Here is a 16273-nt window from a genome sequence, read left to right on the forward strand (position 1 = left end):
ATCTCTAATACCCTTTGACTCTAGTAAAAAACATTTTTAAAGGAAAAAAAAACTAGCAGACAACAAAAAAACGGATGAAGATTCACTCTTCATCCGTTTCTATTTATCTTTCTATTCGAATGACAGCCCTTTTTCTGCAAGAGCAGTTTGAAGCCGGTTTTTCCAATACCATGGAGTTCCATAATCTCTGCTTTCGTAAACTTGGACAATTGCTCAAAATTCTCAATTCCTACTCCTGCAAGTGCACGTTGCCCTGGCTTAGCTAGTATTCCTTGAAAATCATTTTTAGTCGTCATTATACACTCTCCTCATATTAAGGTTAGCCCATAATATTATATCCAGAATCCACGTAAACGATTTCTCCTGTTACACCTCTAGATAAATTACTTAGCAGTGCAACTGTCATATCTCCTACTTCTTCTGCTGTAACATTGCGTTTTAAAGGAGATGTTTCTTCAATTTTATGCAAAATAGTATTAAAAGAAGAGATTCCTTTTGCCGCTAGTGTACGAACAGCTCCAGCAGAGATAGCATTGACACGAATATTATTTTTCCCAAGATCTAACGCCAAATATTTAACAGAAGCCTCTAATGATGCTTTTGCAATTCCCATTACGTTATATCCTTCCAACACGCGCTCTGCTCCTAAATAACTCATTGTAACAATAGAGCCACCTTCAGTCATGAAAGGAGCCGCTTCTCTAGCCGCAGCAATTAGTGAATACGCACTCGTGTCTTGTGCAAACGCATAACCTTCTCTAGAAGTATTAATAAAATCATTCTTCAAGTCTTCCGCATTTGCAAAAGCAACCGAGTGGACAACCCCGTGGATTACTCCTACTTCTTTCCCAATCAATTCGAAAGCGGCTTTCATGCTTTCATCACTATTAACATCACACTCAACTACTAGTTTTGCTTCCAAATTATTATCATTTAAAGCTTTTTCAATTTTACTTAAAGAACGTTCTTTACGATAAGTGAAAATGACGTTTGCGCCAACTTCAAATAGTGATTTAGCCACTCCCCAAGCAAGACTACGTTCATTTGCAACACCCATTACAACTATATTTTTATCTTTTAATTGAATTAAATCTTTCATATAAACCTCCCATTTATTATCGCAATATACTATACCTATTATTAGTACCAGTTACTAATTTTATCTTATCATATTTCCTTCCTTTTGTACTATTCTCTCTCCTATTTTCGTTTTGATTTTTCAATTGAATGATGTACTATTATGTCAATTAGTAGAGTAATCTTGGAGAAATAGAGGTGCGTTACATGAAGCTCTTGATAGTGGAGGATGATAGGCTCTTGGCTGAAAGTGTGCAGGATATGGTTAGTGAGTGGTACGAAGTCCGCATGGCGCATAACGGCGAAGATGGGTTATTTATGGCGGAGCAAAACGTTGATGATATTATACTTTTAGATGTCATGATGCCAGGTTTGAACGGTTATGAGGTTGTTGAAGCTATTCGTAAAAAAGGAATTATGACACCAGTTCTTATGCTAACTGCAAAGGATGGTATATCAGATAAAGTGAAAGGCTTTGAAACAGGAGCTGATGATTACTTAGTGAAGCCTTTCCATCGGGATGAACTACTGGTTCGATTGCAATCACTCGTTAGACGCTCCAATAATCAAATAAAGATTAATACATTAACTTTTGAGGATTTGCTGCTTGATTTAACAAATAAGCAGGCATCCATTAATGGTGAACAAATTCAATTGAATGGTCGCCAATTCGATGTATTAGAATTTCTTGTTAAAAATCAAGGAACAATCGTGACGAAAGAGCAACTTTTTGACCGTGTTTGGGGGTTTGACTCCGAAACTTCTCAAACAGTCGTAGAAGTATATGTGAGTCATGTTCGCAAGAAACTTAAACCATTTGGATATGATGAAAATTTCCGTACATTCCGCGGACTGGGCTATATGCTAAATAAGGGTGCTCCACATGTATAGGAACCAAATGATTAAAAAGCAGCAAAATAGACTTGCACTATTGAATTTTGTAGCTTTCACAATTATTTTTTCTATTTTTTCTTTTATTATTTATCAACTCGTGGAAGGAACATTATACTCTTCAGTGGATAATGAATTAAAAATGGCAAAGCAGATGGAAGAAAGGCCTGGAAATAGACCCCCTCGTCCCTTCAACCCCAGAATGATTGTGCTAGTTAGAGATGATGCAGGAAATATTTTAAATGGCGAACAAATTGGCACGAGATTTTTAAATGACTTCTCAGGAGATATTCCTTTTTTACCGGACACTGTAGATTCAATTCAAACGACCAAAATTGGTAGTGATTATGTATTTCGTTCACTGCTTTATGAAAATAGTAACGGTACTTTCACAGAGTTATTAATCAGTATCGAAGCAGAACAAAATGTAATTGGTAACTTTATCGAAATACTCGCTACTTGTACGATTATATTCGTACTTCTTTCCATTACTGCGAGCTATGTTCTTGCAAAACGATCAATGAAACCAATTATTAATTCATGGAATAAGCAATCAGAATTTGTCGAAAATGCATCACATGAATTACGTACCCCCCTTACCATTATTCAAAGCAAGCTAGAGCATCTATTAACAAAACCAAATGCTACTATTATGGAACAATTTGAGTCGATTGGGCTTAGTCTTTCCGAAACTAGAAGAATGACCAAAATGACGAGTAATCTGCTTACACTCGCTCGAGCGGACTCATTAGAACAGCAGCTCCAAAAAGAATCAGTGAATATTAGCGAGCTTGTGACAGAAGTTGCACAACCTTTTATCGAAATGGCGGAACTCGAAGAAAAAGAATTAATCGTGCAAACTCACAATGATCACGCCATTTTAGCCGACAAAGTACGAATTCATCAGCTTCTCATTATTCTGTTAGATAATGCACTGAAATACACAAATGCAACTGATAAAATTTATATTGTTGTAAAAAATGTTCCTGAACAAGTCATTATTGAAGTAAATGATACAGGAATTGGCATTAAACCTGAAAATTTACCCCGGGTGTTTGATCGATTTTACCGCGAAGATACAGCCAGAGCCTTTGAATCTGCGGGAACTGGTCTCGGACTTTCCATTGCACAGTGGATTGTAGAAAGTCACAACGGGTCCATACATGTATTTTCTAATAGGCAAAAAGGAACTGTTTTTCAGGTTACATTACCAGCTAATAGATGAAAATAATAGCGCTTTTGTGTGCCACAACCCATGAGGTTGCGGCACTTTTTTGGTTGGGAAATGAGTTAGTTGGAATACTCTAGTTTCATCAAAAGTCCCAGACGCTTCATTTAAAGCTTTAAGGTTTCTTTAAGGTTTCCTTTCTATACTTCATTACAGGAATAATATTTCACCAATGAAGGAGAGAAAAAAATGAAAGGAAGACATGAGCTTAAACACGAAATGTCTAAAGCAGATTGCTATTTGTTAAAACAAAAGCTACAGCATATCATGTCCCCAGACCCACACGCAGGTCCAGATGGTAAGTATGTAATCCGCAGCATTTACTTTGATAATTTTACAAATAAAGTATTAACCGAAAAGAAAGAAGGTTATTTCAATCGTTGCAAATTTAGAGTGCGATTGTACAACAATAATTTTGCTTACATGAACGTAGAGAAAAAAACGAAAGTAAACAATATGACATTCAAAGAAAAGTGCTCACTTACTCCTGAAGAATATGAAAAAATTCGACTAGGAGATATTGAGTGGTTGCAGAATGATGAACGTAAATTGTTAAATGAGCTTCATCTTCATATGACGCTTTATCAGTTAAAGCCGGTAACAATCATTGATTACACGAGAGAAGTTTTCATCAAAGAAGAAGGAAATGTGCGTGTGACATTTGATAGTGACGTAAAAACAAGTTTTCATAATACAGATCTTTTGAATCTTCATACACCAATGATCGACGTGCTCGATTACGGGACTGTTATTGTGGAAGTGAAATACGACGGATACTTACCAGATGTAATCAAAAAGTTGCTTCAAATTAGCGATAGACGAAGTAGCGCGTTTTCAAAATATCAATTAGGCCGCATGTTCGGCTAATTACTTAATGGAGGAAATAATAATGAATACTACTACTTTTAAAGATATATTCAAATCAAGTTTTCTGGAGCAAACAACTAGCTTCTCGCTAGTAGATTCCTTAATAGGCCTACTAGTAGCTTTTGCAGTTGGGTTATTTATATATGTGATTTATAAAAAGACCTATTCCGGTGTAATTTATTCGCATACTTTCAATATTGCATTGATTGTCATATCTATGGCAACTGCCCTAATTATTATGGGTATATCTTCAAACGTTCTATTGTCTCTTGGTATGGTTGGTGCACTTTCCATCGTCCGCTTCAGAACACCTATTAAAGATCCTATGGATTTAGTTTACTTATTTTGGTCCATAGTTGTAGGTATCTTATGTGGTGCTGGATTTATTCCGCTCGTGATTTTAGGCTCTGCTTTGATCGGTCTTGTTCTTGTTTTATTTGTAAACCGTATTACAGTCGAAAATCCATATCTTATTGTAATAAAATACGACCATATGGAAGTAGAAAAAACACTTGAAAAATTAGTTGGTAATCTTTCTAAAAAGCATACATTGAAATCTAAATCTGCCGTTGGACAAAGTTATTATGAGAATACGTATGAAGTTCGTTTGAAAAAAGAGGAACAAAATATTATCAATTTGATAGCTGACGTAGACGGGGTTACCTCTGCTGTAATGCTTAGCTATGATGGTAATTTCACTGCCTAGTAAGGAGGAAAAAGCATGAAGAAAACGCCCGTTATCTTGGTGTTTAGCCTCCTGTTAGTCCTCTTTTGTTTTGGCCTATTTGTTTATCCAAAAGTTGGACTCGAATCGACAAACAGAGGCTATGAATATATGGACACCGTCTTTGACCAAAGCAAAGTTACAAGTGTGGATATTAAGTTGGATGATAAAGATTTAACAACAATGCTTGCAAATGCCTCTGATGAAGAAATAGTCGAAGCGAATGTAACCATTAACGGCACTACCGTTAATCATGTTGGCTTACGGACGAAGGGTAATCTGTCGCTTCGGTCTGTCGTTCAAATGGATGATTCGGAACGATATAGCTTTAAGATAGACTTTGACTATTATGACAGTACACAAAGTCTAGATGGATTGAAAAAATTAAATTTGAATAATAACTATAGTGACGCTTCTCAAATGCGAGAATTTATGTCCTATAAAATGATGGACGGTCTCGGCATTGCTACGCCAGGTTATTCGTATATGTATGTAACGATTAATGGAGAAGAATGGGGACTATATCTTGGTGTGGAAGCAATTGAAGAAACATTCCTTGCTCGAAGTTTCGATAAAGGATCTGACTCTCTATATAAACCAGATGGTACTGGTAGCGATTTAAAGTATATTTCCAATGATTATAATGATTATACTGGAATTGGGGCTAAAACAGACATTAGTAGACAAGATGAAGACGAATTTATGGACTTTATTAACGCGATAAATGCAGAAAATTCCGATTTGGAAACCGTTTTGGATGTAGATGAAATGCTACGTTATTTTACAGCTAATACGGCACTCGTCAATCTTGACAGCTATCAAGGGAATTTGAAACATAATTACTATTTGTATGAAGAAGATGGGATATTCTCTGTCTTACCATGGGACTATAATATGGCATTCGGTGGTTTCGGGGCAGGCATGGGTGGCGGCGGTGGAAAAGATGGATTCCCTGGTCGTGAAGATGCCGCTGCTGGAAACGTTGGAAATGCAGTAGCCCCTACTATAAATGACGCACAAACAGAAAGACAAAATAATATGGCTCCTGCAAATGCTAATTCAGGAGCTGCTCAGAGCGATGCCCGTCAACCAATGGGCATGATGGTTGGTAATGCATTAAGTGACAGTACTATTAACTTAAGCATCTATGAGCCTGTAAGTGGTACAACAATGGAAGAGCGTCCACTTATCAATGCACTACTTTCCAATGAAGGAAATGTAGCATTATATGAAAAGTATGTCTCTGAAATTGCTACTTCTTTTTTGGCGAAAGAAAACTTCACTCAAATGGTGGATGAAGTTTATACATTGATTCACCCATATGTAGAGAAAGATCCAACTGCATTTTATACAGTAGATGAGTTTGAAGAAGATGTTCATGGTGACAATGGGATTATCGAATTTGCAAGCAAACGAAGTGACTCTATACTTGCACAACTATCGGGAGAATTAGTGGTGGAAAACACTAATTCTAATACTAGCGCTCCATCAACTGATGGCGCAGCGAATAAAAATAGTAACGATAATGCAGTAGACGGTGCGCAATCTCATAATCGTGGGGAAATGCCTGAAGGTATGCAACATCCTAATGGCGAGGGAATGCCTGAAGGTATGCAACATCCTAATGGGGAAGGGATGCGTGGTGGACAAGGTGGGCCTGGATTTGGTGAAAACGGGACAATTGGTACGCAATCTACTGGATATTCAAAAACAATGATTATTACGTCTGCAGTAAGTGTGGTTTTATTAGTTCTACTCACCTTTGCAACTAGCCGATTTAAGCGACGAAGGGAGTAATATAAAAAGCCTTGCTTGGGGTTCCAATGATACGGAATCCCTATAGCAAGGCTTTCTTTCAATTAATCCAGGAGCAGTTAAAGTTTTTTTAAGGATTCGATAAATACTTGAAATTTTATTGACAAATGCAATCGATTACAATAATCTTTATACTGTTCAGAGAAAACGTTTTCGTAAAACGTTTTCCTAACTAAAGGAATAGGTGATACATATATGGGGAAGTTAACGATTAAGGATATTGCAAGAGTAGCAGGTGTTTCAATTACTACTGTTTCAAGGGTTATGAATAATAAAGCAGAAGGTATGTCAAAAGAAACCCGTAAAAAAGTTTTGCAGGTAATAGAAGAGTTAAATTATCAGCCAAATAAATTAGCACGTGGTCTAGTGACAAAGCGTTCCAATATGCTTGGGTTAATCGTCCCAAATATCTCCAATCCCTTTTTCCCAGAACTTTGTAGAGGTGCTGAAGATGAGGCAAACGAAAGAAACTATAGCCTCATCATTTGTAATTCAGATGATCAATCCCAAAAAGAAGAAAACTATTTACGATTGCTGCAAGAACAACAAGTTGATGGGATTTTACTTTCAAGTAAGAATCGGTTGTCTCAGACTAGCAGAGATCAATTAGAGAGCGGAAAAATTCCATACGTATTATTTGATCGTGGCGAGGAAGCAAGTAACCACCCCGGTGTTTTCTTAGACAATGAAAAAGGAGGATATATTGCAGGAAAGCATTTGGCTGACTTAGGGCATACTAAAATGGCATGTATGACAGGTCCATCTGAGATTCTGAATGCACAACAACGTCTTTCCGGATTTCAACGTGCCTTAACAGAAGCTTCTATAGATCTCCCTAAATCATTTATCTTAGTTGGTGACTTTCAGATGGACGTGGCTTATCTAATAGCAAAGAAATTTCTACAAAATAACCTCGTGACTGCAATATTTGCCAGCAATGACTTAATGGCATGTGGAATTTATCGGGCTGCTCATGAGCTAGGAATTCAAGTTCCTGAACAACTGTCCATCGTCGGTTTTGATGATATTCCTTTAGTAACTGCTTTAATCCCAAAACTAACTACCGTTAAACAAGGTACATATGAAATGGGAAGAAAAGCAATCGAACTACTCATAAATGAAATTGAAACCAATTCATCTGAAGGAGTAATTTTTGAACCAACTTTAATCGTTAGAGAAAGTACGAAAAAAATAAAATGAGGTGTAATGAAATGACTATTCCCGTAATTATTGATTGTGATCCTGGTATTGATGACGTAATGGCACTAACCCTTGCATTTGCACATCCGGAATTAGATATTAAGTTAATCACAACAGAGCCTGGAAATCAAACGCAAGAAAAAACGATATACAATGCACTCGCTTTCACTAGTTATATGAAAAAAAATATCGAAGTTGCTAAAGGTTTAGATAAGCCATTTTTCCGCAAACTTGAAATTGCTGATGAAGTACATGGTGAAAATGGACTCGGTGATGTCCAATTTCCTGAACCTACACTCCAGTTAAGTAATCGCACAGCAGTTGAAGCAATGAAAGAAACACTACTATTAAGTGATGAGCAAATAATTCTTATTGCAACTGGCCCACTTACAAACGTAGGCGCACTTCTATTAGCACATCCAGAAGTGAAATCGAAAATTAAATACATTTCTTATATGGGTGGCGCCGCTGTTGGTGGAAATATGTCACCAACTGCAGAGTTTAATGTATACGTCGATCCACATGCAGCAGATATTGTCTTTCGTTCAGGAGTTCCTATTGTAATGAGTGGACTTGATGTCACTCATAAAGCTTACGTCACAATAGAAGAATTAGATGAAATTGAAGCAATAGGAACTGAATTTGCACTCAAGGTTGCTACAATGCTTCGTTTTTACATTCATACTGCAAAGCAAACTGCTTTCCATACCCCTAATTTTGAAGGACAGATTCGTTTACATGATTTATGCGCAGTATCTTATGTATTAACACCCGAGCTATTTTCAGGGGATGATTGCCATGTGGCAGTGGAACTAGAAGGAAGACTTACATCCGGAACAACGGTTGTAGATTATTCTCAACGAACAGGGCTTCCTCATAATGTGAAAGTATTGCATACGGTTCACAGAGAGAAGTTCCTCGAGCAATTTCTGAATGCAGTTAAAATAATGGGCCAACAAATCGGATAAAAAGTATGTTAAACCTGTTGCGATAGCTCAAACGGAAAGGAGCGAGATGATTCATGAATATAGCCGTCGTAGGGAGCATCAATATGGATCTTGTGTATCAGGTTCCCCATATTGTGAAAGCAGGGGAAACATTACACAGCACCAAACATGAGATGTTTTTTGGAGGTAAAGGAGCCAATCAGGCAGTAACCGCTGGGCAATTAGGGGCCGATGTCAACTTTATAGGGAATGTCGGAGTGGATGTTTTCGGTGAACAAGCCTTGCAAAACCTACAAGCGAGAGGAGTTAATACTTCCGCTATAAAGAAGGTTGGATTAACTGGACAAGCGATAATTCAACTAGCAGATTCAGGGGAAAATTCGATAGTACTTTTTGCTGGAGCAAATTTCCTTGTGACAACCGAACAGATTCAAGCAGAAAGAAGCAAAATAGAAGCGAGTAATGCCCTACTTTTACAATTGGAGATTCCGATGCCAACTGTAGAGTTTGCAGCAAGTATTGCAGCACAAAAAGGTATACCAATTATATTAAATCCAGCTCCTGCACAAGAAATTAGCAATTCCTTATTAAGTAAAGTGAGCATATTAACACCAAATGAAACAGAGTTAGAAGTATTAACGGGTCTAAAAACTGAAACCGATGCAGAGCTTTACCAAGCATGCTCCTTATTAGTTCAAAAAGGAGTCGGAGCGGTAGTAGTTACTTTAGGTGAAAAAGGGTCATATTATTTGAATAGTCATGAACATGGCCGCATACAAGCAAACCAAGTTAATGTGAAAGATACAACTGGGGCTGGGGATGCATTCAACGGTGCGTTAGCTGTAGGCTTATGTAAAGGACACTCCTTGAAAGAGAGTATCCTTTATGCATCCGAAGTCGCTGCATTTGCTGTTACACAAATGGGAGCACAACCTACCTTGCCCTCGTCATTTTAAATAAATAAAGATGGAATCCCGTAGCAATCCTCTATATTGCTACGGGATTCCAATTCTACTAAAGTACATTTCGTTTTTTTAACCCAAATAAAAAAACCGACTACTGTATAAATAATCGGCCTTTCTGTATTTATTTTTCTTTATCTTCTGTTTTAAATTCCTCTGTTACATCATCCACAATATTCTTTGTTGACTTCTTGAATTCTCTTAACGTTTCTCCAACAGCTTTGCCTAGTTGAGGTAGTTTGGCTGGTCCGAAGACTATTAGAGCGATGACTAGAATAATAATTAAACCTGGTACTCCGATGTTTGGCATGGTTTTTCCTCCCTATTACTGTTTTTATTAGAATCCATTGGCGAATAGTTAATAAAATGACATGTAAAATTTGTTTTCTTGTTTCATTTACACATTATACTCCTTCATTGCAATTTGTAAACAAATGTGATAAAGAACTTTTGCAACTTACAATAAAGTATGTATAAACAATTAAAAATCTAAGCTTTTTAATTCCTACAAGCATCTAATACATCTTCAATTGAGTTGGCTACACGAATGGTATTTAAATGATGCTTTTTTAAATAGCAAAGCGAACCAGCACCACCAATATAAAATTTAACCTCGTCATTTTCTGAGGCAAATTGGTCCAGTTTTGTTAATAAATTCGGGTATTTTTCAAAAGGAAGCGTGGTAGAAGCAGATAATAAGACGATTTTTGGCTTAAGCTTTTTCACCAAAGCTTCAATAGAGCCAGGTGCAGGAGATGTCCCTATTAGTATCCCTTTCCAACCTCTCATCATGAATTGTAGCAATAAAATATGCATAGGTACTTCATGGTGTTCACTTGGGAGACAAGCCCCAATTATTAAAGGTGCATCTTCTCTATACTGATAGTTCCTACGAATCTGTACCAAAAAGTCTCGCACTACTTGACTACAAACAGATTCTTGGTATTCGTCCCATTCTCCTTTTTCCCATCTTTTACCAACCTCTTTCAGAAAAGGTATCACTACTGCTGTCAAAAAATTATCTAGTCCAAAATGATGATATCCTTGCTGCAATATGATATTTAATTCTATTTCATCGCAGTAGGAGCCTTTTTCAAGTAACTGGAATACATAATCATTAAACTCTCCATATGATTCTGAAGAAATTGGTTTAAATTGTTTCTCAAATGTTTCATTTTCATCTTTCACGAGAACAACTGCTTGTTTAATCGAGTATCCTTGTTCTGATAAAGTTTTAACCCTTAAAAGGATATTTACATCCTTTTCACTATAAGTTCTATAACCATTTGCTAACCGATTAGGTTGAACAAGTTCATATCTTTCTTCCCATTTACGAATGACTTGTTTAGACAATCCTGTGACATCTGCCACTTGCTGTATATTATAGTGACCGCCTGGGCGTGACTGTATCATTTTCTACTTCCTCTCAATCATTATTACTTATTGAGCAATAGGGGTTTAATTTAACTTTACTCCCCACATCTTTTACTGCAATTAATCTAGTTGTACAATGTTTAATCATTAAACATTGTACAACAGTTTGACTAAAAAGCATATATCTGATAAGAGTAAAGTATCTTATTTCAGAAGGGTGTTATTTGATATGAAACTACAAATTGGACTTCAAAAACCTTTTATAGATGGAATAATCTCGGGCATTTTGTTAACTATTTTCTTTAAGTTCGTAGAGTACTTCACACCCAATAAAGTATATACCCTCCTCTTAAATGTGGATTATATTCCCTTTCTTAATCAGCAGAAACTCATGGAAACGATAGAAGTTGCCCTACATCTCACTATCTCTATTATCCTTAGTATGTGCCTTTACCTACTTGTCCATTACTTAAAAATAGTTTCGCCAAGAAAAATTATTATTTTTTATGTACTTGTATGCTTCCTCATTGGGTTATTGTTATTTTCTACAACTGCTTTATCTGTGCGAACCCCTTCTATTACTAGCCTTCCTGCTATTACATATTGGTTAGTAGGCCACATTTTCTATGGATACATCTTAGGCTTTTTATTCATTAAGAGGTTAAATTAATTCGGTACTAATTAATTCATTCCTGTACAACAAGGAATGAATTATACTATACAAACCTTTGACAAAATAATTGTAAACTGTTAATAATAGTAATAGAAGCTAGCATACAATTCACACAGAATATTAGATTAGGGGAATTACATACGTTACTACCTTTCTAAGTGTAAAAAAATTCAATTGGATACAACAGGCGGAAATGCAATGGTAGAAAAATTAGAATCCAAATGGAATTCATCACTGGAAGTACAAATCATATGGTAGATATGATAGAGCAATTAAAAGTGTCCTCCAATGAGATTAGTAGCATTATTAGTCTAATAAAACAAATTGCGGAACAAACGAATTTACTAACGGTAAATGCCTCTATTGAAGCTGCCCCAGAGCTGGAGTTCATGGAAATGGATTCGCTGTAGTTGCACAAGAAGTTCGAAAAGCTAGCCAAACAATCCAAAAGTTCAGTGTTAGAAATAACAAATCTTGTCCAAACTTCCACAGAACTTACAGATCAAGCGGTACCCACTATTTCTGATACTAAAAAAGTGGCACAATAGGACTCGACAGCTTCATTGAACCGCAAAATCGCTTCCACCAAATTCTTTATTCCATTAAAGAAAACAATATACATATCCATCGAGTTGAAACAGATGTGACCGAGTTAGTGCAAGTTATTAAAGCCATTGGAAGTAACACAAAAAGTGGCGATTACTGCGGATAGGTTTCATCTAAGGCGACTCAACTATAAATAACTAAAGGAAGTGACCAAATGTTTTTAGCTTGGAACGAAATTAATAAAAATAAATTACGTTTTACTTTAATCATAGGTGTTTTAATGCTCGTCTCCTATCTCGTGTTTTTCTTATCTGGACTTGCAACTGGACTCGCTAGTCTAAATAGAGAATCAGTAGATAAATGGGACGCAACAGCAATTGTCTTAACAGAACAATCCGACAAGAGTTTACCGCAATCATTCATTACAACAGAAGAACTCGACCATATCGAAGGAAAAGAAACTGCTGTCCTTGGCCAATTAAATTCTATAGCAACAAATGGGGATTCAAAACAAAATATATCCCTCTTCGGTATTCATCCCGATGAATTTATCATGCCAAAAGTAATAGAAGGCGAAGTATTTTCAAGTGAAAATGAAGTTATTGCAAGTGATTCATTGAAAGATGAAGGTTTCAAAATTGGAGATACACTTAAATTATCTTCTTCAGATGAAATCTTAAAAATCGTCGGTTTTACGGATAGCGCAAGGTTCAATGCAGCGCCTGTTCTTTATAGTGAACTATCTACTTTCCAAAAAGTAAGATTTGGCGACGCTGCTGAAGAAAGTAAAGACAAAATTAACGGGATTGTCGTACGCGGCGATGATATGTCCTCCATTTCTACTTCCAATAAGGACTTAGAAGTCATTGAAATTGAGACGTTCATTGAAAACTTACCTGGATATACTGAGCAAGCATTAACGTTGAACTTTATGATTTACTTCTTATTCGCTATCTCTTCTGTCATCGTGGCTATTTTCCTATATGTATTAACAGTACAAAAAATAAGCATGTTTGGCGTCATGAAAGCACAAGGCATTTCAAGTGAATACTTATCAAGATCTGTCATTGCACAAACGTTCATTCTAGCAGTAGTTGGTGTAGTTGTCGGATTTATATTAACCCTTATTTCAGGAGCATTTTTACCAAGTGCAGTACCAGTTGCTTTTGATATTCCAACGATGATTATTTATGGCGTTGTTCTTATTGTTGTTGCTATTCTTGGAGCAGTATTCTCCGTATTAACGATTGTCAAAATTGATCCGCTTAAAGCGATTGGAGGGTAAATCATGGCTATTTTAGTATTAAAAAAGGTGAAGAAATCATTCGGAACTGGCCATAAACAAGTAGATGCACTGAAAGAAACAGACTTCATCGCCGAAAAAGGAGAACTTATTGCTGTCATTGGTCCTTCTGGATCCGGTAAAAGTACTTTTTTAACCATTGCAGGAGGTTTACAAAGCCCAACTAGTGGAGAAATTATTATTAATAAACAAAACCTATCCGAATTAAATGAAAAGAAACGCTCTAAGGTTCGATTAAACGAAATCGGTTTTATTTTGCAAGCTTCTAATTTGGTTCCATTTTTAACAGTGGAAAAACATATGAAGTTATTAGACAATGTCAAAAAAGATAATATGACTAAAAAAGAATTAGAAAAGTTATATAAAGACTTAGGAATAAGTGATTTACGTAAAAAATATCCTGCTGATCTATCGGGCGGAGAGCGTCAACGCGTAGCCATTGCAAAAGCCTTGTATAGCAAGCCTTCCATTATCCTTGCAGATGAACCTACTGCCTCTTTAGACTCTAATCGTGCATATGAAGTGATGGGACTACTGAAAAAAGAAACGAAAAATAATAATACAACCACTATTGTTGTGACGCACGATATACGCTTAATCGATTATTGCGACAAAGTGTATAAAATGACAGATGGTGTCCTAAGATTAGAAGACAATCTGAATGTGAAAGAGATGGAGTCTTCTTAATATGAGAAAAATTATCGTGTGGTTTAGAAAAGACCTACGACTACATGATCATCCTGCATTATGGGAAGCAATACAACAAGGGATTGTCATCCCTATCTTTATTTGGTCGAAGGAAGAAGAACTAGAATATCAAGCGAGTGATGCCTCTTTATGGTGGCTCCATCACTCGCTACTTTCTTTTCGGCAACGACTTCCTCTTATAATTCGAGAAGGAAATACTTTAGAAATACTCCAAAACTTAATCGATGAGACCCAGGCAGATGCTCTTTTTTTTAATGAACGATATGAGCCCTCTATAGTGAGAAGGGATCAACAGATTGTAACTCAGTTGAAACTCCAAAATATTGATGTTCGTACCTTCAACGCACATCTACTTTATTCTCCAAAGGATATGCTCAATCAAAAACAAGAACCCTATAAAGTATTTACATCTTTTTGGAAAAAAAGTATGCAGGTAACTGCCCATCGCCCATCGCCCAACGCCCACTCCCCATGCTTTCGAGATTTACAGGGAACCTCTAGAAAGTCTAGAAGTAGAAGAACTCACTCTAGTTACATCTTTGCCCTGGAATAAAAGATTGAACTCATATTGGGAGCCAGGAGAACTAAGTGCTATAAAAACATGGGAGCAATTTCAAAGTGGAGATATATCTATTTACGATCAGATGAGAGATTTCCCTTTTAAAATAGCTACTTCTACTCTTTCTCCCTACCTAGCATGGGGAGATATTAGTGTTCGTTCTATTTTTTATTCAGTAATGAAGAATGATAGTCCGGCTACCCACACTTTTACTAAACAACTAATATGGCGTGAATTTGCTTATCACCAACTCATACATTTCCCTTCTTTCCCAACTAGACCTCTCCGTTTTAATTTTGAACGGTTTCCTTGGCAGAATGATGCAGAATCTTTCGAACGGTGGACAAAAGGACTTACAGGATATCCTCTTGTAGATGCTGGGATGCGTGAACTTTGGGAAACAGGTTATATGCATAATCGTGTTCGTATGGTAACTGCTTCTTTTCTGGTAAAACATTTGCTAGTTGATTGGAGAAAAGGGTATGAGTGGTTCCAACACACACTCTTGGATTTTGATGTAGCTAATAACGCGATGGGATGGCAGTGGATCGCAGGCACCGGAATTGATTCGTCCCCCTACTTCCGTATATTCAATCCAATTACTCAAAGTGAAAAGTTTGACTCAAGTGGAGCGTATATTCGAGAGTGGGTTCCAGAACTATCTAATCTTCCTGCTCCTTATATTCATCGACCATGGGAAGCACCAGATTTCATGCTAGAGGAATTGGATATAAGGATGGGAATAAAGTACCCACTGCCTATAGTTGAACATTCTCGGGCTAGACTTCGCGCATTAGATGCATACAATACGATCAAAGGAACCAAATAAGAGTAATGAAAGCGTCCTCTAAGTGCATCTGGTCTTTACCTTTTCCAAAGTGCTTTGGACTAAACATTAGCTACACTATTGTAGGAGGAATTTGGCTCGTGAAGTGACTGCATCACTTCACGAGCCTTTTTCGGTAATCTTGTGGCGGGTGTTTGTCCGTCGCCCTCTTGGAATATGTAAAGACTTGACACATTTGTTTTGGATAATGAGGAATAAGATGCTTTCTTACTCTTTTAAAGGCGGACGTAGATACAATTTCGTCTGCTCAGCACTTCTTTATCTATTAATGCTATCTATTTTTCTACAGGTTCACCAGCACTAATCATACTCACACAAAATCAGTTTAACTTTTTATAGGAAAGTAAAAGTAAAAACAATAAAGATTAACCTATAATTTATTGGAGCGAAAGGTAGCGACACCTTGGGGAATAGCAAGCAAATCAATACCCCGGACGGAGCATAGCGTAATTAATTTTTGCGACGAGCTTGCGCAGGAGCATATCTTTCTTGCGACGATTTTGCGACGAGCTCGCGCAGAAGCAAGCGAAGCGGCTTGATGCTTGCCTTCAG

At 36.9% G+C, this 16273-nt stretch carries 17 protein-coding genes; 13 read left to right on the top strand and 4 right to left on the bottom strand.

Annotated features, from left to right (window positions below):
* Window positions 1–89: 89 nt before the first annotated feature.
* Together PB01_RS18445 and fabI are read right to left on the bottom strand one after the other, a co-directional pair.
* Window positions 90–296 (bottom strand): helix-hairpin-helix domain-containing protein, encoded by a 207-nt coding sequence (locus PB01_RS18445; protein ID WP_151701530.1) that lies wholly within the window; start codon window positions 294–296, stop codon window positions 90–92.
* A gap of 23 nt (window positions 297–319) precedes the next feature.
* The gene (gene fabI, locus PB01_RS18450) at window positions 320–1099 is read right to left on the bottom strand and encodes an enoyl-ACP reductase FabI (RefSeq protein ID WP_151701531.1); all 780 of its coding nucleotides are present in this window, start codon (window positions 1097–1099) and stop codon (window positions 320–322) included.
* A 185-nt stretch (window positions 1100–1284) separates the two neighbouring features.
* Between fabI and PB01_RS18455 the strand changes: the two genes are divergently transcribed.
* The 8 genes from PB01_RS18455 to rbsK all read left to right on the top strand — a co-directional run bounded on the left by PB01_RS18455 (window position 1285) and on the right by rbsK (window position 9705).
* Window positions 1285–1968: a response regulator transcription factor gene (locus PB01_RS18455; RefSeq protein WP_151701532.1), complete on the top strand. Its 684-nt coding sequence runs from the start codon at window positions 1285–1287 to the stop codon at window positions 1966–1968.
* Entirely contained in the window at window positions 1961–3193 is a 1233-nt protein-coding gene (locus tag PB01_RS18460; RefSeq protein ID WP_151701533.1) for a sensor histidine kinase, read from the top strand. The genes PB01_RS18455 and PB01_RS18460 overlap by 8 nt, the downstream gene beginning before the upstream one ends.
* A gap of 192 nt (window positions 3194–3385) precedes the next feature.
* Window positions 3386–4063: a polyphosphate polymerase domain-containing protein gene (locus PB01_RS18465; protein ID WP_151701534.1), complete on the top strand. Its 678-nt coding sequence runs from the start codon at window positions 3386–3388 to the stop codon at window positions 4061–4063.
* Between the two features lie 22 nt (window positions 4064–4085).
* Entirely contained in the window at window positions 4086–4769 is a 684-nt protein-coding gene (locus tag PB01_RS18470) for a DUF4956 domain-containing protein (RefSeq protein WP_151701535.1), read from the top strand.
* A 15-nt stretch (window positions 4770–4784) separates the two neighbouring features.
* Window positions 4785–6584: a CotH kinase family protein gene (locus PB01_RS18475; protein WP_151701536.1), complete on the top strand. Its 1800-nt coding sequence runs from the start codon at window positions 4785–4787 to the stop codon at window positions 6582–6584.
* Window positions 6585–6797: 213 nt separating this feature from the next.
* Window positions 6798–7802, top strand: a complete 1005-nt coding sequence (locus PB01_RS18480; protein ID WP_151701537.1) for a LacI family DNA-binding transcriptional regulator — start codon at window positions 6798–6800, stop codon at window positions 7800–7802.
* A gap of 11 nt (window positions 7803–7813) precedes the next feature.
* Window positions 7814–8770 (top strand): nucleoside hydrolase, encoded by a 957-nt coding sequence (locus tag PB01_RS18485; protein WP_151701538.1) that lies wholly within the window; start codon window positions 7814–7816, stop codon window positions 8768–8770.
* 53 nt (window positions 8771–8823) lie between these two features.
* Entirely contained in the window at window positions 8824–9705 is an 882-nt protein-coding gene (gene rbsK / locus PB01_RS18490) for a ribokinase (protein WP_151701539.1), read from the top strand.
* Window positions 9706–9835: 130 nt separating this feature from the next.
* On the opposite strand, the gene tatA is transcribed toward rbsK, so the two are convergent.
* Window positions 9836–10021 (bottom strand): twin-arginine translocase TatA/TatE family subunit, encoded by a 186-nt coding sequence (gene tatA / locus PB01_RS18495; protein WP_151701540.1) that lies wholly within the window; start codon window positions 10019–10021, stop codon window positions 9836–9838.
* Between the two features lie 188 nt (window positions 10022–10209).
* Complete coding sequence (locus PB01_RS18500; RefSeq protein ID WP_151701541.1) at window positions 10210–11124, bottom strand: MerR family transcriptional regulator; 915 nt, start codon at window positions 11122–11124, stop codon at window positions 10210–10212.
* Between the two features lie 885 nt (window positions 11125–12009).
* Between PB01_RS18500 and PB01_RS21565 the strand changes: the two genes are divergently transcribed.
* The 5 genes from PB01_RS21565 (at window position 12010) to PB01_RS18530 (ending at window position 15703) form a co-directional block, all read left to right on the top strand.
* The gene (locus PB01_RS21565) at window positions 12010–12168 is read left to right on the top strand and encodes a methyl-accepting chemotaxis protein (RefSeq protein WP_318837484.1); all 159 of its coding nucleotides are present in this window, start codon (window positions 12010–12012) and stop codon (window positions 12166–12168) included.
* Between the two features lie 350 nt (window positions 12169–12518).
* On the top strand, window positions 12519–13589 hold the full coding sequence (locus tag PB01_RS18515; protein WP_151701543.1) for an ABC transporter permease: 1071 nt from the start codon (window positions 12519–12521) through the stop codon (window positions 13587–13589).
* A 3-nt stretch (window positions 13590–13592) separates the two neighbouring features.
* Window positions 13593–14294 carry an ABC transporter ATP-binding protein gene (locus PB01_RS18520; protein WP_151701544.1) on the top strand — a complete coding sequence of 234 codons (702 nt, stop codon included), beginning with the start codon at window positions 13593–13595 and terminating at the stop codon, window positions 14292–14294.
* 1 nt (window position 14295) lies between these two features.
* Window positions 14296–14868, top strand: coding sequence for a deoxyribodipyrimidine photo-lyase (locus PB01_RS18525; RefSeq protein ID WP_151701545.1), 573 nt, complete (start codon window positions 14296–14298; stop codon window positions 14866–14868).
* Window positions 14869–14872: 4 nt separating this feature from the next.
* Window positions 14873–15703: a cryptochrome/photolyase family protein gene (locus PB01_RS18530; protein ID WP_225986103.1), complete on the top strand. Its 831-nt coding sequence runs from the start codon at window positions 14873–14875 to the stop codon at window positions 15701–15703.
* Window positions 15704–16273 lie beyond the last annotated feature (570 nt).

Source organism: Psychrobacillus glaciei, from assembly GCF_008973485.1.
In the GTDB taxonomy this organism is placed as follows: Bacteria; Bacillota; Bacilli; order Bacillales_A; family Planococcaceae; genus Psychrobacillus; species Psychrobacillus glaciei.